This window comes from Myxococcus dinghuensis (genome assembly GCF_024198235.1).
In the GTDB taxonomy this organism is placed as follows: domain Bacteria; phylum Myxococcota; class Myxococcia; order Myxococcales; family Myxococcaceae; genus Myxococcus; species Myxococcus dinghuensis.
Genome location: NZ_JAKCFB010000005.1, coordinates 257,361 through 281,949, shown reverse-complemented (window position 1 = coordinate 281,949; position 24,589 = coordinate 257,361). Strand labels below are relative to the sequence as shown.

The 24,589-nt window shown below is 72.6% G+C and carries 21 protein-coding genes; 11 read left to right on the top strand and 10 right to left on the bottom strand.

Annotation, left to right across the window (positions count from 1 at the left end; translation table 11 throughout):
• Positions 1 to 373 precede the first annotated feature (373 nt).
• Positions 374 to 1,303: a hypothetical protein gene (locus LZ198_RS10165; RefSeq protein WP_253971704.1), complete on the top strand. Its 930-nt coding sequence runs from the start codon at positions 374 to 376 to the stop codon at positions 1,301 to 1,303.
• A gap of 57 nt (positions 1,304 to 1,360) precedes the next feature.
• On the top strand, positions 1,361 to 2,047 hold the full coding sequence (locus LZ198_RS10160; protein ID WP_253971703.1) for a hypothetical protein: 687 nt from the start codon (positions 1,361 to 1,363) through the stop codon (positions 2,045 to 2,047).
• A 63-nt stretch (positions 2,048 to 2,110) separates the two neighbouring features.
• On the opposite strand, the gene LZ198_RS10155 is transcribed toward LZ198_RS10160, so the two are convergent.
• A complete protein-coding gene (locus LZ198_RS10155) occupies positions 2,111 to 2,926 on the bottom strand; it encodes a sterol desaturase family protein (RefSeq protein WP_253971702.1) in 816 nt (271 codons plus the stop codon).
• A 301-nt stretch (positions 2,927 to 3,227) separates the two neighbouring features.
• On the opposite strand from LZ198_RS10155, the gene LZ198_RS10150 reads away from it, so the two are divergent.
• Positions 3,228 to 3,596, top strand: a complete 369-nt coding sequence (locus tag LZ198_RS10150; protein WP_253971701.1) for a hypothetical protein — start codon at positions 3,228 to 3,230, stop codon at positions 3,594 to 3,596.
• A gap of 30 nt (positions 3,597 to 3,626) precedes the next feature.
• Here LZ198_RS10150 and LZ198_RS10145 read toward each other — a convergent pair whose 3' ends face one another.
• The 3 genes from LZ198_RS10145 to LZ198_RS10135 form a co-directional block, all read right to left on the bottom strand.
• Positions 3,627 to 4,784, bottom strand: coding sequence for a coiled-coil domain-containing protein (locus LZ198_RS10145; RefSeq protein WP_253971700.1), 1,158 nt, complete (start codon positions 4,782 to 4,784; stop codon positions 3,627 to 3,629).
• Positions 4,785 to 4,801: 17 nt separating this feature from the next.
• Positions 4,802 to 6,226, bottom strand: a complete 1,425-nt coding sequence (locus tag LZ198_RS10140; RefSeq protein WP_253971699.1) for a vWA domain-containing protein — start codon at positions 6,224 to 6,226, stop codon at positions 4,802 to 4,804.
• Positions 6,227 to 6,368: 142 nt separating this feature from the next.
• Positions 6,369 to 9,245: a PAS domain S-box protein gene (locus LZ198_RS10135; protein WP_253971698.1), complete on the bottom strand. Its 2,877-nt coding sequence runs from the start codon at positions 9,243 to 9,245 to the stop codon at positions 6,369 to 6,371.
• A gap of 310 nt (positions 9,246 to 9,555) precedes the next feature.
• On the opposite strand from LZ198_RS10135, the gene LZ198_RS10130 reads away from it, so the two are divergent.
• Complete coding sequence (locus LZ198_RS10130) at positions 9,556 to 11,199, top strand: PAS domain-containing sensor histidine kinase (protein WP_323382303.1); 1,644 nt, start codon at positions 9,556 to 9,558, stop codon at positions 11,197 to 11,199.
• 9 nt (positions 11,200 to 11,208) lie between these two features.
• On the opposite strand, the gene LZ198_RS10125 is transcribed toward LZ198_RS10130, so the two are convergent.
• Both LZ198_RS10125 and LZ198_RS10120 read right to left on the bottom strand, forming a co-directional pair.
• Positions 11,209 to 13,758 (bottom strand): sensor histidine kinase, encoded by a 2,550-nt coding sequence (locus LZ198_RS10125; RefSeq protein WP_253971697.1) that lies wholly within the window; start codon positions 13,756 to 13,758, stop codon positions 11,209 to 11,211.
• A 103-nt stretch (positions 13,759 to 13,861) separates the two neighbouring features.
• Positions 13,862 to 14,377, bottom strand: coding sequence for a GreA/GreB family elongation factor (locus tag LZ198_RS10120; protein WP_253971696.1), 516 nt, complete (start codon positions 14,375 to 14,377; stop codon positions 13,862 to 13,864).
• Positions 14,378 to 14,561: 184 nt separating this feature from the next.
• Between LZ198_RS10120 and LZ198_RS10115 the strand changes: the two genes are divergently transcribed.
• Together LZ198_RS10115 and LZ198_RS10110 are read left to right on the top strand one after the other, a co-directional pair.
• Complete coding sequence (locus LZ198_RS10115; protein ID WP_253971800.1) at positions 14,562 to 14,843, top strand: rhodanese-like domain-containing protein; 282 nt, start codon at positions 14,562 to 14,564, stop codon at positions 14,841 to 14,843.
• A 66-nt stretch (positions 14,844 to 14,909) separates the two neighbouring features.
• Positions 14,910 to 15,818 (top strand): DMT family transporter, encoded by a 909-nt coding sequence (locus LZ198_RS10110; RefSeq protein WP_253971695.1) that lies wholly within the window; start codon positions 14,910 to 14,912, stop codon positions 15,816 to 15,818.
• Between the two features lie 21 nt (positions 15,819 to 15,839).
• Here the strand turns inward: LZ198_RS10110 and LZ198_RS10105 are convergent, their stop codons facing one another.
• The 3 genes from LZ198_RS10105 to LZ198_RS10095 form a co-directional block, all read right to left on the bottom strand.
• On the bottom strand, positions 15,840 to 16,784 hold the full coding sequence (locus LZ198_RS10105) for an alpha/beta fold hydrolase (protein WP_253971694.1): 945 nt from the start codon (positions 16,782 to 16,784) through the stop codon (positions 15,840 to 15,842).
• 206 nt (positions 16,785 to 16,990) lie between these two features.
• Positions 16,991 to 17,470, bottom strand: coding sequence for a peroxiredoxin family protein (locus LZ198_RS10100; RefSeq protein WP_253971693.1), 480 nt, complete (start codon positions 17,468 to 17,470; stop codon positions 16,991 to 16,993).
• A gap of 76 nt (positions 17,471 to 17,546) precedes the next feature.
• Entirely contained in the window at positions 17,547 to 17,789 is a 243-nt protein-coding gene (locus tag LZ198_RS10095) for a hypothetical protein (RefSeq protein WP_253971692.1), read from the bottom strand.
• Between the two features lie 207 nt (positions 17,790 to 17,996).
• Here LZ198_RS10095 and LZ198_RS10090 point away from each other — a divergent pair, with 207 nt between their 5' ends.
• Together LZ198_RS10090 and LZ198_RS10085 are read left to right on the top strand one after the other, a co-directional pair.
• Positions 17,997 to 19,295 (top strand): FAD-dependent oxidoreductase, encoded by a 1,299-nt coding sequence (locus LZ198_RS10090; RefSeq protein ID WP_253971691.1) that lies wholly within the window; start codon positions 17,997 to 17,999, stop codon positions 19,293 to 19,295.
• Between the two features lie 6 nt (positions 19,296 to 19,301).
• On the top strand, positions 19,302 to 20,261 hold the full coding sequence (locus LZ198_RS10085) for a sigma-70 family RNA polymerase sigma factor (RefSeq protein ID WP_253971690.1): 960 nt from the start codon (positions 19,302 to 19,304) through the stop codon (positions 20,259 to 20,261).
• 45 nt (positions 20,262 to 20,306) lie between these two features.
• Here LZ198_RS10085 and LZ198_RS10080 read toward each other — a convergent pair whose 3' ends face one another.
• Complete coding sequence (locus LZ198_RS10080; RefSeq protein ID WP_253971689.1) at positions 20,307 to 21,110, bottom strand: prolipoprotein diacylglyceryl transferase; 804 nt, start codon at positions 21,108 to 21,110, stop codon at positions 20,307 to 20,309.
• A 627-nt stretch (positions 21,111 to 21,737) separates the two neighbouring features.
• Between LZ198_RS10080 and popC the strand changes: the two genes are divergently transcribed.
• From popC to LZ198_RS10065, 3 genes are all read left to right on the top strand, one after another.
• The gene (popC, locus tag LZ198_RS10075) at positions 21,738 to 23,165 is read left to right on the top strand and encodes a subtilisin-like protease PopC (RefSeq protein ID WP_253971688.1); all 1,428 of its coding nucleotides are present in this window, start codon (positions 21,738 to 21,740) and stop codon (positions 23,163 to 23,165) included.
• Positions 23,166 to 23,227: 62 nt separating this feature from the next.
• Entirely contained in the window at positions 23,228 to 23,668 is a 441-nt protein-coding gene (gene popD, locus LZ198_RS10070) for a PopC secretion inhibitor PopD (RefSeq protein ID WP_253971687.1), read from the top strand.
• Positions 23,669 to 23,951: 283 nt separating this feature from the next.
• Positions 23,952 to 24,383 (top strand): SRPBCC domain-containing protein, encoded by a 432-nt coding sequence (locus LZ198_RS10065; RefSeq protein WP_253971686.1) that lies wholly within the window; start codon positions 23,952 to 23,954, stop codon positions 24,381 to 24,383.
• Positions 24,384 to 24,589: the final 206 nt, after the last annotated feature.

Below are 24,589 nucleotides of genomic sequence, written 5' to 3'. Positions count from 1 at the left end.
GAATGAGTTCGTAGATGTCAACGAAGGGCTTCGTAGATGCCCTGGGTGAAGTGGGATTCCCGCGGCGGGTGTGGGGATTGGCCCGCGTGAGCGGGGCCGAGGGCCTTGCGGGGGTGTTCGGGGGCCTGCCCGCTCCTCGCGGGTGCCCTGGATGGGAACGCGCCTTCACCGCGACGGGGCACGCCCGTTCCACCCGGAGGGCACCGGACTGCCCATCAAGTCGTCCCCCGGTCCTGCTCGGCTCCTCCCCGGGGGAGGGCGCGCGTCCGCGTTCCGGCGACTCGCAGACGCGGTTTCCTGGCACAGCGGGTGAAAAAGGGCCACGCCAGACGGGCCATGACGGCCCACTACAGGAAGCAAGGCGAGGCAAGCGATGACGTCGTGGAGCAGGACTTGGAAGGGCGCGGCTTGTGCCGCGGTGCTGGGGCTGGCGGGGAACGCGGCGGCGCATGACCTGCAGTGCCTGAAGCGGGTGAACGGCGAGGCCTCCGTGGAGGCGACGACGTATCCCTTCACGGCGAACTACACGTTCGACGTCACCAATACGCATCCGACGCTGCCGTCGATCCTCCTGACGGCGGTGGATCCGCTCATGGTGCTGAAGGGCTTCGAGTTCCCCTCGTTGCCGGTGGAGATTCCGGTGGGGCAGACGGTGAGCCACGCGCTGTCGGTGGTGTTCGACAGCTACGACGACTGCGACACGCTCGCGCTGCTCGACGGCACGCTGGACGCGAACATCGACAACGTCTTCACCGCCACGTTCGACCTGGGCCTGTCGGTGAGCACCGCGCGTGTCACCTGCGGCCAGCCCTCGCCGGACCTGACGTGCGGCTCGGCCACGCGCACGCTGGGCTACTACCAGTCGCACCTGGTGCCGCTGACGGCGTGCCTGCTGGGCGGTCCCATCAACCTGGGCCCGGTGGCCTCGGTGCTCACGGACGTGGGCCTGGAGGGCATCCTCTGGGGCGACCCGGACCAGTTCCTCAGCGGCACCGCGCGCAACGACCTGGACCGCGCGCGCTTCCTGCTCGCGCAGCAGCTGCTGGTGGCCACGTGCAACCAGCGCCTGTTCGGCGCGTCGCCCGGTGGCGGCGTCCTCGCGCAGGCGCTCTCGTTCCTCGAGGGCACCACGTGCGGCAGCATGGACTCGATGACCGGCACGCTGCGGACGTTCAACGCGTCCTGCTCCCGCGGTCCGTTCCCTCCCCTCTACATCACCGGTCCCGCCACGCCGCTCGCCGCTCGCGCGCTGGGCATCGACCCCTCCCTCCCGTCACTCGGTACCTGCACGGATCCGCAGTGAGCCTGCATCGCCACGCTGACGAACGGAATTCACGACGAACCTTGAAGGAGTAACGCCATGAAGAAGCTGTTGTTGTCCGCTCTCGGGGCCTCGGCCCTTGCCTTCGCTGTCTCCGCCTGCGGCGGCGACGATTCCCGCAACAGCCCGGAGGGAGAGCCTCCCATCACCGAGGCCCCCGGTGGCGAAAACCCCGGCCCCGGTGGTGAGCAGCCCGGCCCTGGCGCCGGTGGCGAGCAGCCCGGCCCCGGCGCCGGTGGCGAGCAGCCCGGCGGCGAGAACCCGTCGCCCGGCGGCGGTGGCGACCCCGGTCCCTCTGTGCAGACGTTCGAGCTGCGCATGAAGGGCTCGAAGCTGTCGGGGTTCACCACCCTGCGCGTGCCGGTGACCGCGGTGGACGTCACCGTGGACGGCAAACCGCTCGAGGTCCGCATGGTGTCCACCCTGGTGGACCTGGCGGCCAACCCGGAGCACGCGCCGCTGGTGGCGCGCTTCGAGGTGCCGAAGAACGCGGGCATCGAGCACGTCCACGTCTCCGTCTCGTTCAACGAGATGGGCGCCTTCAGCAAGGACGGCGCCGCGATGGAGACGTCGCTCGACGCGCACGTGGCCCCGCTGTCCTTCGACATGGCGGTGCGCGACCTGGCCGTGCATGGCCGCGCGGTGCTGGAGCTGGACATGGAGCACTCGCTGGTGCCCCGTGAGTCCTCGTCCCTGCTGCTGCCCACCGGGTCGGTGAAGTTCTAGTCCCGGCGGGCTCCGGCGTGGGGGTGGTGTCGTCCGCCCCCACGCCCGCGTTTCACGCCGACGTCAGGACTCGTTGGCGTTCGCGGCGTCCGGCTGCGTGCCCTGGCCTTCCTTGCCCTGCCAGAAGCGGCGCGGGTGGTCGTCACCGCGCGTGCCGCCGGACAGCTTGTCCACCCAGGGGTAGCGCTGGGCCTCCTCGGCCGTGTAGCCCAGGTTGAACACGGTGGGGCTCTTGGGCAGGTCTCCGGCCTTCGAGTAGTAGGTGCCGAAGAGGCGGTCCCAGAGGTAGTTGGTGATGCCGTAGTTGCCCTGCTCGTTGTGGTAGTGGTGCGACAGGTGCAGGCGCTTGATTTCCTTCAGGAAGCCCAGCTTCGGCGTGTAGTTCAGGTGCTGGATGCAGTGGCAGAACTCGTAGAAGCACGTGATGGCCATGCCCCAGCCCAGCGCCATCGCCGCTCCGGCCTTGCCGTTGATGAGGTAGCCCACCGGCACCATGACCCCGCCCACCGTGGGGAGCACGTTGACCAGCGCGCCGAAGAGCACGCGCAAGTCATTGGGGTCCTGGTGGTGGTCGAAGTGGATGCGCTTCCACGTCGCGGCGGTGAGCGGCGACTTGTAGAGGAAGCGGCTGTGCAGGATGTGCTTGTGCACCAGGTACCAGCCGAGCGGGAACGCCACGCTGGCGGCGACCACGCACAGCAGCATGCGCAGCGGGTTCTCGAACCACTTCACCGCGTAGACGAAGGCGACGATGCCCACGGTGATGTAGGCGAGGACGGCGTAGTACGTGAAGAACGAGTACACCAGGTCCCCGAGCGTCATCCGGTCGAGGTTGTGCTTCCGGTTCTTCAGGAACGAAAAGGGTGCGCTGACCGCCACGGTATCCCTCGCAAGAGGCTGTTGCCCATGAGGGCAGTTACAGCAGATGGGCCCCGCGCGCCGCGCCCGCCGGCCGCGGGGCGTACGACGCCGCTGAGTGACTAGCAGGGGCCGGGCGCCTTCGCGCCACAATCATCTGGCGCGCTTCTACGATGTTCTTTCGCCTGAGTGAAGGACCGCTGCTGGCCCGGCTGTCGGTCGGCAGCCAGGTCCCAGGGGGAGCACGCACCGGGCGGGACTTCCCTGGGGGAGGGGGTCATCGCACCTTCGGGGGAGTGGGATGGACTTGGAGGAGGCTCCCATGGCGGACAGGGAACACCAACCGCAGACGCGGGAGAGCAGGCGTCGGGGGGGACGACACACCGCGCCCGACATGGCTCGCGAGGCCGGGGCCTCCGGAGAGCGGGGGGCTCTTGCCCTACGTCGCACCACTTCGGAGTACCGGGCGGCGGCCCAGGAGCAGGCGGACCGGGTGCGCGAGGAGATCGAAGCGGCGCTGAGCGTGGCCCGGAGCACGCGCGAGGACATCGAGCGGCGCATCGCGGACCAGCTCCACGCGCCGCCCGGCAGCCACCGCGCGCGTCAGCAGGCGCAGCGCAAACAGGCGACGCGGCACGGCGCGACCCAGCCACCCCAGCGGCGGGCCCGCGTGAAGAAGACGGCCCGGTGAGGCGCGCGAGGGCGCGCTCCCGTCGCCGACTCAGTGGGGGATGCGCTGTTGTCCGTGAGGGGGCGTGGCCGTGGCCGGGTCGTCGGCGAGCGGGGCCGGGGCGATGCTCCCGGGCTCCTCGCCCAGGCTCTTGAGCCGGCGCGCCAGGTGCGCGGCCTGCTCTCCCTTGGAGCCCAGCTCGTGGCCTTGCGCGCCGATGAAGGAGACGCGGGCGCGCTCCAGCATGGCCACCTGGGCGTGGAGCTGCGCGAGCAGCCGCTCGCGCTTGCGCGTCAGGGCGTCCAGGTGATTGAGCTCCTCACCGAGCGACGACGCGGCCAGCTCCAGCTGGCGCCGGGCCACCGTGTCCTGGGTGGCGGCGGCGCGCGCGCGCAGCTCCTTCACCTGGGCATCCACGTCGTTGGCCACCACGGAGTCGAGCTGCGCGGTCAGCGCCGCGTGGGCCTCCGCCAGCGAGAAGCTCTCCGAGGCCATCTTCTCCAGCACGCCCAACAGCTCCGAGCGGCCAGGGCTGGACGGCATGCGCAACACCGCCGTCTTGCAATGCCGATACAGCCCGAGCGCGCGCTGGGTGAGCTCGTGGGCCTCGCCCTCCTTGATGGCGTCTCCCAACTGCAGGCCCCGCGCCTCCACCGTGTCGGTGTGCAGCGTGACGTTCGCGGGCAGCGTGCCGATGGCCCAGAACAGCGCCACGCAGAGATAGCCCACGAGCCCCGACAGGAGGCCGGTGCCCCCGAGGAAGTGGGCGTCCAGCACCTGCTGCACGTACAGGCCCAGCGGGGTGAGCACGCCCGCGGCCGCGGCGCTCGCGGCGACGGCGGCGGGGCGGTTGGCCGTCTGGCCCCCATGGCCCAGCCACGCCACCAGCGCGGCGGCGATGCAGGCGGCCACGCTCTGGGGGAGCGGCTCCGGCGCGCCGAAGAAGAAGGGGAAGGCGGGCAGCACCGCGAGCGCCGCGCGCAGGCCCAGGTTGTACCCGGGGACGGCGCGCGCACCGACCAGGGCGGCCGCCACCACGGCGAAGTAGCCCGGCTCCAGCGACAGGTGCGCCCGCGGGGCGAGGAAGAGGGGGTCCCAGACGCGCCCCAGGAGGGCGGCGAGCACGCCCATGCCAGCTCCCCCCATCAGCGCGCGCAGGGTGCGTGATTCGAACTCCTCGCGGTGGAGGAACTGCAGGGACAGGGCCATGGTCGGGACCGTCGGGGCTAGTAGGCGTTGTTCTGGCCGAAGTTCTTCATGGTCTTCTTGTAGAGCTTGCGCGTCTCGCGCTGGATGTCGCCGTCGCTCGCCGCGCTCCCATAGGCTGCCTCCGTCTGGTCCAGGTCCGCAAGCTCCCCCTGGAGCGCGTCCCCGGACGCGCCGAACACCCTGCGAGCGCTGCTCAAGAACCCCAGGGCGGCCTTGCGGTTGCCGCGCTTCATCTCCTCTGCGGCGGCGACCATCTGCTGGGTTCCCAACGCTCGGGTGGCATGGACGCGCACGTCCCGGTCCAGGTGGGCGCGCACCAGGGCCGCGTCGTCGGTGACGCTGGCGGACAAGGAGAGCGCCGTCTGGGCGGGCGCGTCGCGCGCCACGTCGAGGTAGTGGGCGCCGACGTCGAGCACCGGACGCGCCGCCGCGCTCGCCTGGGTCTCCAGCGTCAGCTTGGCGACGACCCGCACGGTCTGCTCTCCGGCCAGGTCGTACAGCGGAACGGTGACGAGGTCGCCCTCGCGGGTGGACGGCACGCCCATGACCTCCACGCCGCGCACCTCGGGCGGCAGCCGCAGGCGCAGCTCGACGCGCCGGGCGACGGTGCTGGTGGCCTGGTCCAGCTCGCGGGAGAAGACCTCGGCCAGCTGCGCCGAATCGTCGATGAAGCCGGAGAAGCCACCGCCCTGCTCGGCCATGCCGCGCATCAGGGTGGTGTGGAAGTCCTCGCCCACGCCGAGCGCGCTGACGGTGATGCCCTCGTTGCGCAGGCGGCGCGTGAGCGTCAGCAGCTCCGGCTCTTGGAGGAGGCCCGCGGTGGGCTGGCCGTCGCTCAGGAGGATGACGCGGCTGACGCGGTACTGCGGGAGGAAGAAGCGCAGGGCGTCGCCCGCCTCGGTCAGCGCGCCGCTGATGTTGGTGGCGCCGTCGTCCTGGATGGCGTCGATGGCGGCCAGCAGCTCCTTGCGGGTGGCGTCCGTCACCGGGCGGCTGGGCAGGGTGGTGACCTCCGTCCCGTAGTGGATGAGCGCGAGCCGGTCCTCGGGGGTGAGGCGCCGGACCAGCTCCGCGGCGGCGCGCTTGGCGTCGCGCAGCTTCTGGCCGGACATGGAGCCGGAGCGGTCCACCACGAGCGCCAGGTTGACGGGCACGCGCCGACCCGCGACGGCCGGGCGCGCCTTGAGCTCCATCCACGCGAAGACCTCGCTGGCGCCGGTGGGGACGTACGCGCCGGACAGCTTGCCGGAGAGGACGACGGCGCCGCCCGCGGGCTGGGAGACCACGAGCGGCAGCACGGCCGTGGCGGGCATGTCGTCCGGGCGCGCCACGGTGTGGCTGGTGTCCGTGACGTGGGGTGTGACGGGCCTGGGCTTGCCCAGGACGAGCGCGCCCAGGGCGAGCAGCCCGGCGGCGGACAGCAGCAACAGCGTGCGGTTCATGGGGTGGCCTCGGTGGGGTGTGGGGATGCTGGGATGTCGCCACCCTCGCGCGAGTTCCCGGTGGGCCGCATCGGTCAGGCGACGGAGGGTCCGCCGGATGACCGATGGAGGTCCGTCTTCACTCGCCCCGCGCGGAAGGGCCCTACGCCTTCGCGCCCTGGCGCTGCGTCGCGCGCTTGAGCACCAGCTCCTCCACGACGCGGCGCACGCGGCCCTCGTCGAAGGGCTTCTCCAGCAGCAGGTTGGGGATGCTGGCGAGGAACTCGCGCGCGCCGGTGGTGAACGCGCCCCCGGAGACGAACACGAAGCGGCCCTCCAGGCCGGAGCGGGAGCGCCGCACGGACTCGTACACGTCGCGGCCCGTCAGGTCCGGCATCATCACGTCGCACAGCACCGCGTCCGGCTCCGGCCCCTGCTCCAGCAGCTCCAGCGCCTGGCGCCCGCTGCTGGCCACGGCCACCTCGTGGCCGCGCAGGATGCGCTGCAGCACGCGGCCCACCGCCGGCTCGTCGTCCACCACCAGCACGCGGCCGCGAGGCATGCCCGGCGGTTGACGCTGTCCGTTCTGGGCCGCCGCCGCGCGCGCCGTCTCGGACTCCGACTCCGACGTGGGCAGCACCACGCGGAAGCTGGAGCCCTTGCCCGGCTCGCTCTCCACGCTGATTTCCCCGCCCAGCCCGTGGACGATGCTGTGACAGATGGAGAGCCCCAGCCCCGTGCCCACGCCCACCGGCTTCGTGGTGAAGAACGGGTCGAAGATGCGGTCGATGACCTCGCGCGGAATCCCCACGCCGGTGTCCTGGACCTCCACCACCACCCGGCCCGCGCCGTCCCTGCGCGTCACCAGGCGGATCTCGTTCCGGTGCGCCATGCCCTCCGGAATCGCCTGCGCCGCGTTGACCACCAGGTTGAGGAACACCTGGCTCAGCTTCCCCTCGTTCGCCATGACGAGCGGGATGTTCCCGTACTCGCGCCGCAGCTGCGCGCGGTGGCGGATCTCGTTCGCCGCCATCATCGCCACCGACTCCAGCACCGCGTGCACGTCCAGCGGCGAGGCGTACTCCTCGTCCGGCCGGGAGAACGTCTTGAGCTGGCGGACGATCTGCCGCACCCGCTCCGCGCCCTCGCAGGCCTCCGTCAGCACCTCGGCCCACTCGGCCAGGTCGGGCGCGCCCCGCAGGCGCGCCTGGAGCGCCTGCGCCCCTTCCCCGGGCGGCAGGCTGTGGTGGAACTCCTCCGCGAGGAAGCTCAGGTTGGAGAGCACGAAGGCCAGCGGGTTGTTGATTTCGTGCGCGATGCCCGCCGCCAGCGTGCCCACCGACGCCAGCCGGTCCGCCAGCGTCAGGCGCGCCTGCAACTGCCGCTGCTCCGTCACGTCGCGGGCGATGGACACCACCGCCGGCTGACCGTCGAACCGCAGGGGCAGCGACACCACCTCCGCCACGCGCGTGCGCCCGTCGCGCCGCACCAGCCGGCGCTCGCCGGTGAGCGCGCCCGCCTTCGCGGCCTCCGGGCTGCGCATGTCCTTCATGAAGTCCGACAGCTTGCGGCCCACCAGCTGCTCCGCGCGCTCGAAGCCCAGCGTGCTCACCAGCGCCGCGTTGGCGTAGACGACGTGCCCGTCCCGCTCGATGGCCGCCGCGTCCGGCACGCCCTCCAGCAGCGCGCGGAAGCTCGCCTCCGACAGCCGCAGGGCCTCCTCCGCCTGGCGCCGCTCGGTGATGTCGCGCGCCAGGCCCTCCACCGCCACCACGCGCCCGGACGCGTCCATCACCGGCGCCACCACGTGCTCCAGCCACAGCGTGCGGCCGTCCGGGTGGAGGAAGCGCACCACCACCGGCGCCCCCACCGACGCGCGCGGCGTCTCCAGCAGCCGCTCCATCGCCGCCCGGTCCTCCGGGTGGATGCGCCGGTACCACAGGTCCGCGTCGCCGTAGTGCGCCACCGGCCCGTAGCCCAGCTTCGCGTGCGCCACGCGGCTGACGTACACGAAGCCCCGGGGCTGCTCGCACCGGTACAGGTACAGCACGTCCGACGCGTTCTCCGCCAACTGACGGAAGCGCCGCTCCCGCTCGCGCAGCGCGCGCTCCGACTCGCGCCGCTCCAGCGCCACCGACAGCGCGCCCGCCGCGGCCGACAGGAGGTCCACCTCCAGCCGGTCCCACCGCCGCTCCTCGGCGCAGTTGTCGAAGCCCACGAAGCCCACCAGCACGCCCTGCACGCGCAGCGGCAGCACCAGGATGGAGAGGATGCCCTGCGGCTCCAGCAGCTCGCGCTCGGACTGGGGGAAGCTCACCACCAGCCCCTCGATGACGTCCCCGCGCGACAGCGTCTCGTTCCACCGGCGCAGCACCGGCTCCATGGGCAGGTTCTGCAGCTCCGGGTTGTCGATCTCCGCCTTCACCCCCGGCGCGCACCACTCCGCGCGCTGGCTGCACAGGAGCTCCGCGTCCGCGCCCCGGTGCAGCTCGAACACGTAGACGCGGCTGGCCCCCGCCGCCTGGCCCAGCGACGGCAGCACCGGCCCGTACAGGTCCGCGCCGTCGCGCACCGCCAGCAGCCGCTGCTGCATCTCCACCAGCGCGGTGAGGTAGCGCTCGCGCCGCGCCAGCGCCCCGTCGGACGCCTTGCGCTCCGTGATGTCGTTGAGCGTGCCGGACGCGCCGAGCAGCGCGCCGTCCTCGCCCACCATGCGCCGCGCGAACACCTCCACCCAACGGAAGCCGCTGTGGCGCGACAGGTAGCGCACCTCGCCGCGCGTCGTCTCGCCCTCCTTCTCCATCAACTGGCGGAAGGCCTCCGCGCTGCGCTCCAGGTCCTCCGGGTGCACGAAGCCCAGGAACGGCTTGCCCACGGACTCCTCCACCGTGTGGCCGGTGATGTCCGTCCACGCCGGGTTGAGGAACGTCCAGAGCCCCTCCGCGTCCGTCTGGAACACCACCTCCTTCAAGCTGTCGATGACGAGCCGGTAGCGGCGCTCGTGAGGAGTCCAGTCAGGCCTGGTGGGCGGCGTCTGCATGTTGAGGCTCGAGGAGGAGGAGCACGCCGTCCGGGCACGGGGTGTCCGGGCGATGTACAACTATCCAACGATTCAGGATTTCCAGTAGTCCAGGCAAGGGGGCTTGCCTGACACCGCGAAGGTTGGGATTCGGACCGCTCACTCTCCCGTGTTGTGAGAGGGCGGGGGGCTGTCTTCCTTCCAGAAGGGTGGGGATGCCACCATGCAGCGAGCGGGGAAGCCTTCCATGTCCTCTGGTCGTGCCCAGCTTCCGATGCCGCACCCGTTTTCCGGGGAACGGACAGCGGAGCTCCGTCCACACGAAGCCGCGGTGCACCTGCTCGCTGAGCAGACGGGCGACGGACTCATCCTCGTGGACGCGCGCGGACACGTGCTCGCATTCAACACCGAGGCGGGGCGTCAGTTCCTCATCTCCTCGCCGCGCATGCTGGAGCGAGGCGCGCCGCCGGGTTGCGCCTGGGTTCGCGCGGACGAACCTTCCATCCCATTGGAACTTTCGCCATTGGAGCGTGCGCTCGCGGGCGAGGTGGTGCGCGAGGAGCGCTGGGGCGTGCGTCGTCCGGACGGGACGGTGGCGGTGCTGCGCGGGAGCGCGTGGAGCTACGGGGAGGGGGCGGGGGTGTTGCTGCGCGCGCGCGAGGAGCGGACGTCGCGGCTGGACGTCGCGGGCGGCGCGCGGCTGCTGGCGGAGGCGGGCGCGCTGCTGGGCATGGAGCTGGACACGGAGGCGCGGATGGAGCCGCTCCTGCGGCTGCTGGTGCCCACGCTGGCGGACGCGGGGGTGTTGTTCCTCGGCCCCGCGGGCGAGCCGGTGCGCCCGGTGGCCGCGCTCCACGCGGAGCCGGAGCGGCACGTGCTGCTGGTGGAGATGCTGCGTCGCTTCCCGCCGGATGGCCTGGAGCCGCGGGGCCTGCCGTCGCTGTTCCTCACCGGGCGCACGGAGCGGGTGGAGGCCCTGACGCACGCGCAGCAGGTGGCGTCCACGCGCGACGCGGAGCACGCGCGGCTGCTGCTGTCGCTGGGGCTGCGCGGCTACCTGGGGGTGCCGCTGGTGGCGCGGGGCCGCGTCATCGGCGCGCTGATGTTGTTCCGCACGGAGGGCGCGCGGGCCTTCAGCGACGAGGAGGAGCGGCTGGCGGAGGAGCTGGCCCGGCGCACGGCGCTGTCGCTGGACAACGCGCGGCTGCTGCGCGAGGCGCGCGAGGCGGTGCGGCTGCGCGACGAGTTCCTCGGCATCGCGAGCCACGAGCTGAAGACCCCCCTGACGCCGCTGCACCTCAAGGTGCAGCTGCTCCAGCGGCAGGTGGACCTGCTGGCCGCGCACGGCAAGCCCGTCAACGCCGAGCGCGTGTCCGAGACGCTCGACGTGGTGCAGCGCCAGGTGCGCAAGCTGACGAGCCTGGTGGACAACCTGCTGGACGTGTCGCGCATCACCGCGGGCCGGCTGAAGCTGGAGCTGGAGGAGATGGACCTGGCGAGCGTGGCGGCGGAGATCGTCTACCGCTTCGCGCCCTCCGCCATGCAGCTGCGCTGCTCGCTGGAGATGTACGCGCCGGTGCCGGTGCTGGGGCGGTGGGACCGGCTGCGGCTGGAGCAGGTGGTGACGAACCTCTTGTCCAACGCGCTGAAGTACGGCGCGGGGCAGCCGGTGCGGCTGAGCGTGGAGGCGGAGGGGCGCACCGCGCGGCTCACCGTGCAGGACGGCGGCATCGGCATCGCCCCGGTGGACCTGCCGCGCATCTTCGAGCGCTTCGAGCGCGCGGTGAGCGACCGGCACTACGGCGGCCTGGGCCTGGGGCTCTACATCACCCGGCAGATCGTCGAGGCGTTCGGCGGCTCGGTGCGCGCCTCCAGCGAGCTGGGGCGCGGGTCCACCTTCGTGCTGGAGCTGCCGCGGGGCGACATCCCGGACGAGTGCCTGTCGCCGCCCGGCGCGCCGGAGGTGCCGGCCTGAGCGCGGGGCTCACGCCGCGGCGTCGCGTCGCGCGTCGTCCGGCGTCGCGCCCTGCCGCTGCGAGGGGTTGAAGCGCGGCAGCCGCACGTGGAAGACGCTGCCCTGCTGGGGGCCGGGGCTCTCCGCCCAGATGGTGCCCCCGTGGCGCTCCACGATTTCGCGGCAGATGAAGAGCCCCAGGCCCAGGCCCCCGAAGTGGCGCGCGGTGGCGTTGGACGCGCGGGCGAAGGGATGGAAGAGCGTGGACAGGCTCTCCGGCGGGATGCCGATGCCCTGGTCCCGCACGTGGACGTGGACCTCCGTGGGCGTCTCCTCCAGCGTCATGTGCACCGCGCCGCCCTGGGGCGAGTAGCGCACGGCGTTGCTGATGAGGTTGGTGAGCACCTGGTCCAGGCGCGGCGCGTCCCAGTCCCCCTCCACCGCGTGCGAGGGCACCTCCAGCTCGAAGGTGATGCCGCCCTCCGCGCGGACCTCGAAGCGCTCCATCACCTCGCCCAGCACGGGCACCAGGTCCACGCGCTGGCGCTCCAGCTCGAAGCGGCCGCCCTGGATGCGCGCGGTGTCGAGCAGGTCGTCCACCAGCCGCGTCAGCCGCTCCGTCTGGCGGGCCATGGAGCGCAGCGCCTTGAGCAGCCGCTCGCGCTCCGGGAAGTCGCCGCTCTTCTCCAGCCGCTGGAGGGTGAGCGCGGCGAAGCCCCTCAAGGGGGTGAGCGGCGTGCGCAGCTCGTGGCTCGCCACGCTGAGGAACTCCTCGCGCGTGCGCACGGCCTGCTTCAGCTCCGCCTGCGCCGCGCCGGTGCGGTCCGCCATCTCGTTGAAGCCGCGCGCCAGCTCCCCCAGCTCGTCGTCCTCCTCCACCTCCACGCGCCGCTCCAGGTCGCCGGCGGCCAGCGCCGCGGTGGCCGCGTGCAGCGTGCCCAGGCGGCGGATGACGTCGCGGGCCACCACCTGCGACAGCATGAGCGACAGCAGCACGCCCAGCACCACCAGGCCCACCACCGCCGCGCTCATCTGGGTGATGGCCGCGTACGCCACGCCCAGCTCCTGCGTCACCACCACGCTCCACGCCGAGCCCGCCACCGGCGCCTCGGCCGCGAGCACGCGCCGGTCCGCCGCGTCGAAGGCCTCCAGCACGCCGCCGCCGGGCCGGTCCAGCTCCTCGCTCAGCGCGTCCGGCAGGTGCGCCCGGCCCAGCAGCTGCGCGCCGGCGGCCGTGTCCCGGAGGATCTCCCTCCCGCGCCGGTCGAGCACCTGCACGCGGAAGCGCTCGGACGCGGGCGTGGCCGCGTCGCTCAGCCGCTCCAGCGACAAGAGGCCCACCAGCATGCCCCGCCGCGCGCCGTCCCACTCCAGCGGCAGCGCCATGGCGACCAGGGGCCGGTTCCTCGGGCGGAAGAAGGGCGGCGACAGGGCGACGCCGCTCGGCGACAGGGGCTCCGGGAAGTGGGTCCGCACCGGGAAGCCCCAGCCCTCCAGGCCCTCGGACGTGGCCAGCACCGCGCCGTCCGCGTCCAGGGCCAGCGCCGCGTCGAAGGCGTGCTGCCGCGAGGCGAGGTTGGAGAGGTACGGCTCCAGCCGCTCCCGGTCCTTCGCGGCGAACATGGCGCGGAAGCCCGGCGACTCCAGGAGCAGGTGCAGCGACTCGCGCGAGTCCTCCAGGTAGCGGCGCAGGAAGTCCGCCTCGCCCGCGGCCGCGTAGCGCGTGTCGTCGAGCACCTGCTGCTCGATGGCCAGCTGCGCGAGGAAGGCCGCCAGCCCGCCCAGCGCGAGCAGCGGCACCAGCCCCGCGAAGGCCAGGCCCCGCAGCAGCTTCCAGCCCACGGTGCGCGGCGCGCGCGGACGCAGGCCCAACGCCAACGCCAGACACGCCAGCGCGAGCACCGTGTACACGCTGGCGCCCAGCCACGAGGCGCCCCGCGCCAGCGCGTACGCGAGCAGCGCGAAGGGGACGGAGAGCAGCCCCATCAACAGCCGCGTCACGCGCGGCGGCAGCCAGTGCGCGGGCAACAGCAGCCCCACGCCGCCCGCGGTGAACAGCAGGCCCACCAGCGGACGCAGCGGGGCCAGGTGCGCGTAGATGGACAGCGGGAAGCGCTCCGGCACGGACAGCATGGCCACGCCGAAGCCGGAGCCCACCAGCGCCGCGATGCCCTTGAGCATGGGGCGCTGGCGCATGGCGGGGAACGCCTCCAGCAAGAGCCCCATGAAGAGCAGCGGGTAGAGGACGATGCCCGTGAGGCTGCCGGGCTGGACGTTGAGCACCCACCAGTACAGCGCCATGGCCGCGCCGAGCAGCAGCCGGCCGCCCACGTCCAGCCAGCGCGGCGCGCGCGGATACAGCAGCGCGCCCATCAACACGATGCTGCCCGTGAGGAAGGTGAGCCCCAGCAGGCGGACATACGGGTACACGGGCCGGAACGCGGCCATCCGGAACTCGTATGGCACGTACGTCATCAGCACGCCGAACATCAGGCCGATGAAGGCGACGGGCCAGGTGACCGGCAGCAGGGCGTGGGGGTGGGCCGCCTGGAGCGAACGCGGTGCGGGATGGGAGGACATCGTCTCCCCGGATTCACGCGTGTCGGGGCCCATGGATTCTAGTGCTCGCTGGCGTTTCGTCCGGGGCCTGACACCCGGGGAGACCGCGGTGGGACACCCCGGCTCAGGCCACCTCGAGCACCGTCCACTCGCGCACCTCGCCCGCCAGGGTGACCTCGACGGTATCGCCCGCCTTGCGCCCCATCAACGCCCGCCCCACGGGGGACGCGGGGGTGATGACGGACAGGAAGCCGTCGCCGCCCGGGCCCGTCAGCTCCGTGCCCGCGCCCACCGGCAGCATGAAGAAGGTGCGCTCGGCGAAGCCGTCCTCGTCCTCCGTGCTCACGTCCACCAGCGCGCCCAGGCCCACGGGCCCCTGGCGCGAGAAGCGCGGCATGGGCCCCTTGCCGAACGTGGTCAGCGCCAGCAGCTCCTCCTGGACGCGGCGGGCGCGGTTCGCCTGTCCCGTGGCCAGGCTGCCGAACTCCAGCGCGGCGCGGCCGTCTTCCTTCTTCTCGGACTCGGTGGCCAGGCTGCGCGCGGCCTCGCGAGCCTCGGCCTCGGCCCGATGGGCCAGCCGGTCGCTCTGCTGGAGGCGCTCGGCGAGCTGGACCAGGAGTGCCTGCTTGTCGAGTGACATGGTGACCCATGACTGTAGCGGCCTGCCGCGACTCCTCCAGTTTTCGACCCGCGTCCCCGCGAGGCGCCCCGGTATCCCGGACCCGGCGCGCGCCCGCGCCCCGTGCCCCCGAAGTGCCGCGAGGGGAACAGGCGGCGCCACGCGCGCCCACTCAGTTCCCCGGGGATGGGGCATGCTGCGCGCCATGACGCCCCAGGAACTCTCCCAGAAGGCCCGGCAGCTCGTCGCCGAAGGCGCGGTGCTGCTCGACGTGCGCACCCCCCAGGAATTCCAGCAAGGTCACCCGGACGCCGCGCGCAACATCCCCGTGCAGGAGCTCCCCCAGCGCCTGGGCGAGGTGGGGCCGCCCGGCACCCGCGTCGTCGTCTACTGCGCGGCCGGCGGTCGCAGCGCCGTGGCCGCACAACTTTTGCGTGCAAACGGCTTCACGGAGGTCTTCGACCTCCGCTCCGTGAACAACTGGTAGCCATGGCGAGCACGCGGGACGCGTGACACGGGCGGTGGCATGGAGCAGGGTGCCGTCGCTCCCGCCATGAACCGCACCGCTGGCTTCCTCATCGTGGCCCTGTCCGGAGCGTGCTTCGGCGCGCTCGGGCTCTTCGGGCGCCTCGCGTATGCCGCGGGCGCGGACCTGCCCACGCTGTTGTTCCTGCGCTTCACCCTGGCGGGCGCGGTGCTGGGCGTGGCCATGGCGGTGCTGCGCCAGCCGTTGCCCCGGGGGCGCCTGCTGGTGGCGCTCATCCTGCTGGGCGCGGTGGGCTACGTGAGCGAGGCCGGCGTCTACTTCGCCGCGCTCCGGCACGCGCCCGCGGGGCTGGTGGCGCTGCTGCTCTACTCCTTCCCCGCCCTCGTCGCGCTGCTCCAGGTGGTCTTCTTCCGCGAGCGGCTGGGCCGCCTCAAGTGGGTGGCCATCGTGCTGGCCTTGTGCGGCACGGGGCTGACGGCGGACCTGCGCCAGGGCGAGGTGACCCCCCTGGGGGTCTTCCTGGGGCTCGTGTCGGCGCTGCTCTACGCGGTCTACGTCGTCACCAGCGCGCGGGCCGCGGGGCGGGCGGGGCCGCTCGTCTCCAGCACCGTCATCCTCACGTCCGCGGGCCTCACCTTCGGCGTGGCCATGCTGGCGCGCGGCCCGTCCTTCCCCACGACGGCGCTGGGCTGGGGCGCGGTGGTGGGCCTGGCGCTCGTCTCCACCGTGGCGGCGGTGTTCCTCTTCTTCCTGGGCATGGCGCGCATCGGCCCGGTGAACACGTCGCTGGTGTCCAACATGGAGCCGTTGACGGCGGTGGTGCTCAGCGCGCTCTTCCTCGACGAGCGGCTCAGCCTGCGGCAGGTGCTGGGCGGCGCGCTCATCCTCACCGCGGCCGTGCTGCTGGCGCGCTCCGACACGCCCGGGGAGAAGCTGCCGCCTCCGGGCGGGCCGGGGGCGGCGGAGCCGGGCTAGCGGCTCCACCGCGCCCGCGCACTACCGCGTGACGGCGCGCAGGAACTGCTTCACGTCGTTGTTGAAGCGCTGCGGCTGCTCGGCGTGGGGCGCGTGGCCGGTGCCCGTGTAGAGCACGAAGCGCGCGTTCGGCAGCGCGTCCACCAGCGCCTGCTGCTGCGCGACGGGGAAGAAGCCGTCCTGGTCACCGCCCACCACGAGCACGGGGGCGCGCAGGGTGTGCAGTCGCGCGGAGTGGTCCTCCGCGATGAGCCCGTCGAGCGCGTCCTGCCAGACGCGCGCGGGGACCTTGAGGCTCTCCGAAACGAGCGTGTCGATGTACGACGCCGGCACGGGGCGGACGAAGGTGCTCGTCTGGAACTCGCGGACGAAGGCGGGGTCCACGGTGCCCACCTGCTCGTCCACCACGGCCTTGAGGCCCAGGGCCACCTCGTTGCCGGCCACCGTGGGCGCGGAGCCCACGAGCACCAGCGCCTGGACGCGCCGGGGCGCCAGCAGCGCCACCTGCTGCGCGATGAAGCTGCCCATGGAGTGGCCCACGAGGATGGCGCGCTGCTCGCCGAGGGCGTCGAGGAAGGCCACCACGTCCGCCGCGAAGAAGGGCTGCGTGTAGCAGCACGCCGGGCGCGTGGAGTCACCGTGGCCGCGCTGGTCGAGCGCGTACACGTGGTAGTCGCGCGGGAAGCTGGGGAGGTTCAGGTCCCACGTGTGGTGCGAATCCGTGTAGCCGTGGAGGAACACGACCGTGGGCCCGCGCCGCTCGCCCTGCTCCACGTAGCGCAGCGTGACGCCGGTGCGCAGCCGGACGGAGCGCTCCCTCGGCGCGGACGAGGACAGCTCGCTTTCCTGCGTCGCGGGCTCGAGGACGCCGGGCTCCCGCGCGGCACCGGACGACGCGTCATCGAGCGCGGGGCCACAGGCGGCGAAGAGGGGAAGCGCGAGCAGGGCGGCGAGGAGTTTGTGCATACGTGGGCGTGCCTTGTTCTGACGAGGCGGGGAATCCGCCATCGCACGCGTCATCCTACGACTACCTCTGACATTCCCTGCCTCGAACAGACTTCCGGGGTCGTATCCACTCAGGCCCGAGGCACGCGCGACCCGGAAGGTCGGGTCACCTCGTCACCCGCAACGGAAGGTTTCCATGCGGGCGTTCGCGATGTGACGAACAGGTCTCAAGGGAGACGTTCGAGCGCGGCGAGCAGGCCCTCGTCGGCGGGGCGGTCGTCCTTGTGGTCACCGACGTAGCGCCAGAGGACGCGGCCCTCGCCGTCGATGAGGAAGGTGGCGGGCCGGGCGATGTGGATGCCGTCCAGGCCGAGCGCCTTGTAGACGTCGAAGGCCTTCGCTGCGGCGCGCTGCTCGTCGACCAGGAGGGGGAAGGGGAGCGGGTTGAGGTTGAGCCAGCTTCGCACCCAGTGACGTCCCTGGCAGACGACGCCGACGAGGTCGACGCCGCGCGCCTGGAGGGTTTCGTGGAGGGGGACGAGGCGCTGGACGAACGTCTGGCACGACGAGCACCAGGTGCCGCGCAGGAAGGTGAGGAGGGTGGGGCGTCCGGGGCGCAGCAGCGGGCGCTCGGACTCCGTGAGGGAGTCGAGCAGCGACAACTGGGGCGCGAGGAGTGTTTGGGTCGGCGTGGCGACCTGCGGCATGGAGCACGTCCTGGAGGGGCGCGGCCAGGACGACGGCCGCGCGGCACCCCTGGGACGCGCGAGGGGTCCGGGCGTTTCAGCGCGTGTCGTCGTTCGCGGCCTGGGGCGTCTCCCGCGCGGGTTCGGTGGCCTTGTCGGGCTTGGATGAATCCGGGGTCGCGTCGGGTCCGTAGACCGTCTCCCCGGAGGGGTTCGGGTCGCGCCACTTCGGGAAGCTCTGCATTCGCGAGACGGGGGGCCCGTTCTCCGAACGCCAGGGAAGGTTCCAACAGCCCGTGAGCAACAGCCCCGCGGCGGCGGTGAGGACGTGGATTCTCATGGCAGGTTCCCCCGTGATGAAGCGCGCCCACGATAACGGACCGGGCCGCGGCGCGCGAATCGTCCTGGAGGCGCGCCGCGCGGCGCCCCGCCTCCTTCCTCGCCGTGCGGGCTCGTCTTCCCGCCGGCTGTAACCTTTTTCGCGCCCGCGTCGTGGAGCCGTCGGAGGCCCGGTATTCCAGCCGGGCCGACCGGACGGAGGTCGCACATGCAGGCGATGAAGGTGGCCGTGGTGGGGGGTGGGCTCGGAGGACTCACGGCGGCGGCGCTGCTGGCGCGGGGCGGCTGCGAGGTGACGGTGTACGAGCGCGCCAAAGACCTCGGGGGCCGCGCGCGGACCTCGGGCGTGGACGGGTTCTGCTTCAACCTGGGGCCGCACGCGCTGTACCTCGCGGGGGCCGCCGCGCGCGTGCTCGGTCACCTGGGCATCCGCCCGCGAGGCGGGATTCCGGGGCAGCGCGGCCACTCCTATGCGCTGCGCGCGGGGCAGTTGCACACGCTGCCGCGCGGGCCCGTGTCGCTGATGACGACGGACGTCGTCGGCCTGCCCGGCAAGCTGGAGCTGGCGAAGCTGCTCGCGAGCCTGCGCCGGCTCGACGCGGACGCGCTGGCCACGACCTCCACGCGCGACTGGCTGGGCGCGCGGCTGTCGCGCGACGACGCGCGCGACGTCTTCGGGTCCCTGGTGCGGGTGGGCACCTACTGCGCGGACCTGGACGCGCTCAGCGCGCAGGTGGCCGTGTCCCAGCTCCAGTTGGCCCTGGAGGGCAACGTCCTCTATCTCGACGGCGGCTGGCGCATGTTGGTGGAGGCGGTGGAGGCCGCGGCCCGCGCCGCGGGCGCGCGCGTGGTGACCTCCGCGCGGGTGGAGGGGCTCGTCCTGCGCGACGGCGTCGTCGAGGGGCTGCGCGTCGCGGACGCCGTGCACGCCGTGGACGCCGTCGTCGTCGCGGGGAGCCCGGCGGATGTCGCGGCGCTGGTGCCGGAGGATGGACACCTCGCGCGTGACGCGGCGGAGGCGACGCCGGTGAAGGCGGCGACGTTGGAGCTGGGACTGTCGCGTCTTCCCAGGCCCGACGCCGTCTTCGCCCTGGGCTCGGACCGCCCGTGGTACGCCTCCGTCCACTCGGCCGCCGCGCGGCTGGGGCCGGAGGGGGGCGCCATGGTGCACGTCATGAAGTACCTGGGCCCCCGCGAACCGGACGTGAGCGAGGCGGAGCTGGAGGCGGTGATGGACACCCTGCAGCCGGGCTGGCGCGAGCACCTGGTGGCCCGCCGCTACCGCCCGGGCCTCGTGGTCAACCACCTGCTGCCCCGGGCGGATGCGGGAGGTTACGGCGGACGCCCGCCGTCCCAGGTGCCGCACCTGCGCGGCCTGTTCCGCGTGGGGGATTGGGTGGGGCCCGAGGGCCTGCTGGCGGATGCCTCGTTCGCGAGCGCGGAGGCGGTGGCGCGCGTGCTCGCGCCGGAACAGCGGGACATGCCCCGCCGAGCGGTGGGAGCCTGAGGGGCCATGGATACACGAGCACGGAGTGCCCTGGTGGAGGCGGCGCGTGAGCACGAGCGCTTCCTCTGGGGGCTCTGCTACCGGATGACCGGCGTCGCGGCGGACGCGGACGAGCTGGTGCAGGAGACGTACGCGCGCCTGCTCGCGTCGCCTCCGGACTCGCTGGACGCGCTGCGCCCGTGGTTGACGCGGGTGGCGGTGAACCTGGCGCGCGACCACCTGCGCCGTCGCCGGCGCGAGGGCTATGAAGGGCCCTGGCTCCCCTCGCCCATGGAGACGGGGGAGGAGGAGGTGCCGCCCGCCGTGGAGGCCCGGCTCCCCGGGGGAGGGTCGACGGAGGGGCGCTACGAGCTGCTGGAGAGCGTCTCCTTCGCCTTCCTGCTCGCGCTGGAGGTGCTGTCGCCCAAGCAGCGCGCGGTGCTGCTCCTGCGCGACGTGTTCGACTCCTCCGTGCGGGAGGTGGCGCGCACGCTGGGCATGAGCGAGGTCAACGTGAAGGTCGTGCACCACCGCGCCCGCGCGGCGATGGCGGCGTACGACCAGTCGCGCTGCCTGCCCACGCGGGACCTCCAGCAGCGCACGCGCGAGGCGCTGGAGCGGTTGATGGGGGCGCTCTTGGAGGGAGACCTCGCGACGGCGGAGGCGCTGCTCGCGCGGGACGTGCGCGCGGTGTCGGATGGTCGGGGCGAGGTGCGCGCGGCGAAGGTGCCGCTGGTGGGCGCGCAGCGCGTGGCGCTCTTCCTGCGCCGGCTGATGGAGCTGCGCCCGCCCCCGACGGGGCTGGCGGTGCGGATGCTCAACGGGCTGCCGGCGCTGGTGCTGGTGTACCCCGTCGCGGAGGACCCGCTGCTCGCGACGCGCGCGGTGGTGCGCGTGGACCTGGACGAGGGCGGTCGCATCGCGCACATCCACGCGGTCCTCACCGAGCGGAAGCTCGCGCAGGTGCGGATGCCGCTCCCCGCGTGAGCGCGGCCGCGGGCCCGCCCGTCTCCAGGCGGGCCGTCGCGGTGGCTACCTCGCGGCGCTGACGGGGGTGCCCCCCGGAGGCGGCGCGGAGGAGGAGGTGCTCGGCATGCGGCGCAGCAGGCCCCACAGGCCGTAGGCCACGAGCGCGAAGCAGCCGTACTGCGCGGGCGTCAGCCCGAAGTAGCGCGCGTCCACGTAGCTCATGTCCGTGGCGCGCAGGGTGTCGAAGAAGAAGCGGCAGCCCGCGTAGAGCAGCGAGAGCAGGGGCAGCAGCCGGCCCTTCAGCTTCGCCGAGTCGCGCAGCGCGTAGAGGATGCCGCTGATGGCGAACAGCGCCAGCGCGTCGTACAGGCCCAGGTCGTGCCGCGCGCCGCCCGGGAAGGCCACCGCCAGGAAGAAGTCCGTGTGCGTGCCCGGGTGGTCGTGCACCGCGAAGCACCCCAGCCGCGCCACCGCCCAGCCCGGCGCCACGCCCAGCGCGAACGAGTCCGCGTAGTCGCTGAACCGCAGCTTGCGGTGCCGGAAGAAGAAGATCGCCGCGACGATGCCGCCCACGAGCCCGCCGAACGACGACAGGCCGTCCCAGACCTTCACGAGCTGGAACGGGCTCTTGGACAGCTCCTCCGGGTGGTAGAAGAGCAGGTGGACCAGGTGTCCCACCACCACGCCCACGCCCACGCCCCAGGGTGCATAGTCGGCCAGCGGCGTCGGGTCGAGCCCCTGGCGCTGTGCCTGGCGACCGAGCAGGTGTGCGGCCAGCAGGATGCCCGCGGCCACGAAGATGCCGAAGGGCTCAATCTTGAAGTCGGACCCCAGGTGAAGCGTGGGGGCATGCCAGTAGGGAATCACGTCGGTGGCTCCAGCAGCGGACCTTCCTGGCCCACTTAATCCGTCCCGGGGGACCTGGGCGAACAATTGTGGGGCCCCGGACTTCCCCACCCACCCACGCTTCGGGTCCGCTGCCCGACACCCCCCGTGTGACGTGCCGGGCACTCCCACCCCGTCCTTCATACTTCCCGACGCTCCCGCCAGGAGGGGAAGGACCGAATCTGGGGGGCTCGTGCGTCTACAGCGTGAAATCCCTGGTTAAATTGTCAGGCCCGTCCTGTCCAATCTCACTTCGGGTCCAGGGATTCCGGGAGGACGGCACATCGTCATGACGCGAGGAGCGGCGGTGCATGGGGGCGTGGTCGCGCGCGAGGGCGCGGGGCGCACGTGTGCGCGCCGGACGCGGGTGGCGGTGGGGCTGCTGGTGGACAGGGCCGGAGCCCAGGGCGCCCACGGGTGTCCTGGAGGAGCGAGGAGGTTTCGTGTGCCGGGGAGTGTGTCCCGGCGGTCTGGCGCGCCGTCCGTCGCGCGCGCCTTCTCCATCCGCCGCCCGCGAGAGGCCCCGCGCGCGGTGGACGCAGCTTGGGTGCTGGCGGCCCTCGGTTCGCGCCGCCGGCGTTGCACGGTCGTTCAAGGAGTAGACAACCCATGAAGTCCTACCTGTTGGTTCCCAAGGAGTCCATCGAGACGCAGGCCAACGTCGGGCCTCGCGGCACGCAGCAGGGCGAGCGCGTCTTGCAGCGCACGACGGCGCTTCGCTTCTCGACGGCCAACCGCGTCCCGGACACGCTGTCGCATCTGGGACTGCGCTCGGCGACCCTGCCGGGGCCGCGTCCCGCCGTCAGCGGCCAGGAAGCGCGCAGGCGGGTGAAGAAGGGGTCGAAGGTCGCGCGCCCCACCACCCGCGGCGCGGATGCCTCCACGCCACCCCTGCCCGGCGCCCCGGTGACCGAGCAGACGGGCAGCGAGGCGGGCAGCTTCCGGACGATGCCGCTCATCGGCGCCACCATGGCCCACTTCTATTCGGAGGAGACGGAGCGCGCGGCCCGCGGCGAGCTGGCCGCGGACTTCGAGTTCATCCCGGACGTGGTGCCGTTGTCGTTCCCCGGCCCGGTGTCCGCCGGACAGTCCGGACCCCGCAACCGCGGGATGAGCTCGCTGGCCCAGCGCGAGTGGCCCGACGAGAGCGGCGTGCCCCTGGCCCACGCCCAGGGCATCCGCGGCGCCGGCGTGCTGCTCGGCGTGCTCGACACGGGTGTGGACGCGGACCACCCGGAGCACGCGGCCAAGGTCATCCAGTTCCGCTACGTGTCGCTGTTCCCCAACTCGCCGCACAACCCGGCGCGGGACATCCGCGGCTTCGACCCGGACGGCCACGGCACGCACGTGTGCGGCATCGCCGCGGGCACGCACCACGGCGTCGCGCCGGAGGTGGACCTCTACGTCGCGTCCGTCATCGAATCGGAGACCATCCGCACCAGCCTGGGCCGCGTCGCCGCGGGCATGGAGTGGCTGCTGCACCAGTTCAGCAGCCCGCAGAACGCCACCCGTCCGGCGGTGGTGAACCTGTCGCTGGGCTTCCCGCTCAAGCCGCCCCCGGGCATCTCCGAGGCGGACTACCGGCTCAACCAGCGCGCGCTCCAGACGATGATTCGTCGCCTGCTCGACAGCAATGTCCTGCCGGTTGTCGCGGCAGGAAACAGTGGCCCGGACACGGTTGGTTATCCAGCCGCCTTTGAGGAGTCATTGGCTGTCGGGGCAGTCGACTTCGAACGCAACGTGGCTCATTTCTCCGCCAGCGGCGTGGTGGAGCAGCGCGTCGTACCCGACGTGATGGGTTACGGGGTGAACGTGTACTCGAGCACAGAGCGGCGTTGTAACAACCAGGCGTTCTACGAACGAATGAGTGGCACCAGCATGGCGGCGCCTTATGTCGCGGGGATCGCCGCGCTCTACCGGTGCCGGGCGCCTGACTTGACTGCGCTCGAGGTGAGGGATTTGATTTTGGCCAATGCGGTCAAGCTTCCGCGCTCCGGGCGTCACAAGACGGGCAAGGGACTGGCTGTATTCCGGTGACGGTGGTGGTCGAAGCCGGGGTCGGCGCCAGGTGAGCGCCGGACCCGGGGGAGGAAGAGGCCATGAGCAGGAAGATTGGCGAGCCTGGCGACGTCTTCGCCCGAGGTCTGCCCCACCACGTGTCGGCTGACGTGCGCCCGCTGCCCGGCAGTGGCGCCGTCGCCGACGCACGCCCCGAGCGCGACACCCCCCTGACGGAGTGGATCGACGTGACGGTGATGCCTCGCGAGGCGCCCCGCGCGCCCCGTGGACACACACCTCCCCGTCCTCCACCCAGGTCCAGGGCGGAGGTTCAACGGGCCGGGCTCGATGAGAGCGCTCGTTTCCACGAGAGCCTCATGCGCTGGCTCGAGGCGCGTCACCTCCTGGGCTCCGTACGCTCGGTGAGTGAGCCGGGGGCGTTACCCATGCTCCAACTGAGCTGCGCGCCCCGCGTGCTGGACCAGCTTCGGCGCGCGCCGGAGTTCGAGGCGGGCGCGATGATGCCCGTCGACCTCTTCTAGCGTTGGGTGCCCCTCGCCGCGCACCCCTGGTCTGGGCCCCCCATCCGATACCGCGGAGGGCAGCCCTGGGCGGTGGTTCGTCCCACCGTCCGCGCGCGGCACCCCGGTGCCGCCCGGAAGCCCCGTCGCCCGCGCCCGTTCCCTTCCTGGCAACCACGGGCCTGACGGCTTCTTCCTGATTAGCCTAGAAAGTCGTGATTCTCCCGTCGTCTCGCAATGGCCCCGAAGGGCATGTAGGGATGGGGCGTCTCTCGCGGCTCATCAGGGAAGAGTGAAGGGCGCCATGTATTCGTTGAGGACCGAGGCCTGGGTCGACGCGCCGCCGGAGGCGGTGTGGCGGGTGCTGACCGACTTCGCGACGTATCCGGTGTGGAACCCGTTGCTGGCGGAGGTGGCCGGGGTGCTGCGCGTGGGCGCGCGGCTGGCCATCAAGGTCCGCGCGCCGGGTGGGCAGGGGCGCGTGGTGGGCATCACCGGCAGGGTGGATCGCCTGGAGCCGTCGCGGGAGGTGTCGTGGACGGGCGGCGTGCGGGGGCTGCTGCACGGGCGCCACTACTGGACGTTGGCGCCCGAGGGCGCGGGGACGCGGCTGGTGCACGGCGAGGACTTCACCGGCGTCCTGGTGTGGGGCGCGAAGCGGATGCTCGTGGGGCTGCGGCCCGCCTATGAGGCGATGAACCAGGCCCTGGTGGAGCGGGTGCGCGCGGGGGCCTGAGGGCCGACGCACCGGGTGGGGGGTCGCGTGCGCACGGTGGCGCGGGGTGTCGCAGGCGCGGCGCCGTGCTCCGTCGGCTTTCGTGCAGTGACGCTCGGAGGCCCGGGCGCGGATATCACCTGGACGACGGGGGCCCGGCTGGCGTGCGAGTCGCCAGTCGCCTCCTCGCGCGGTGAGGACAATCCATAGCAGCCCGCTTCCCGTGA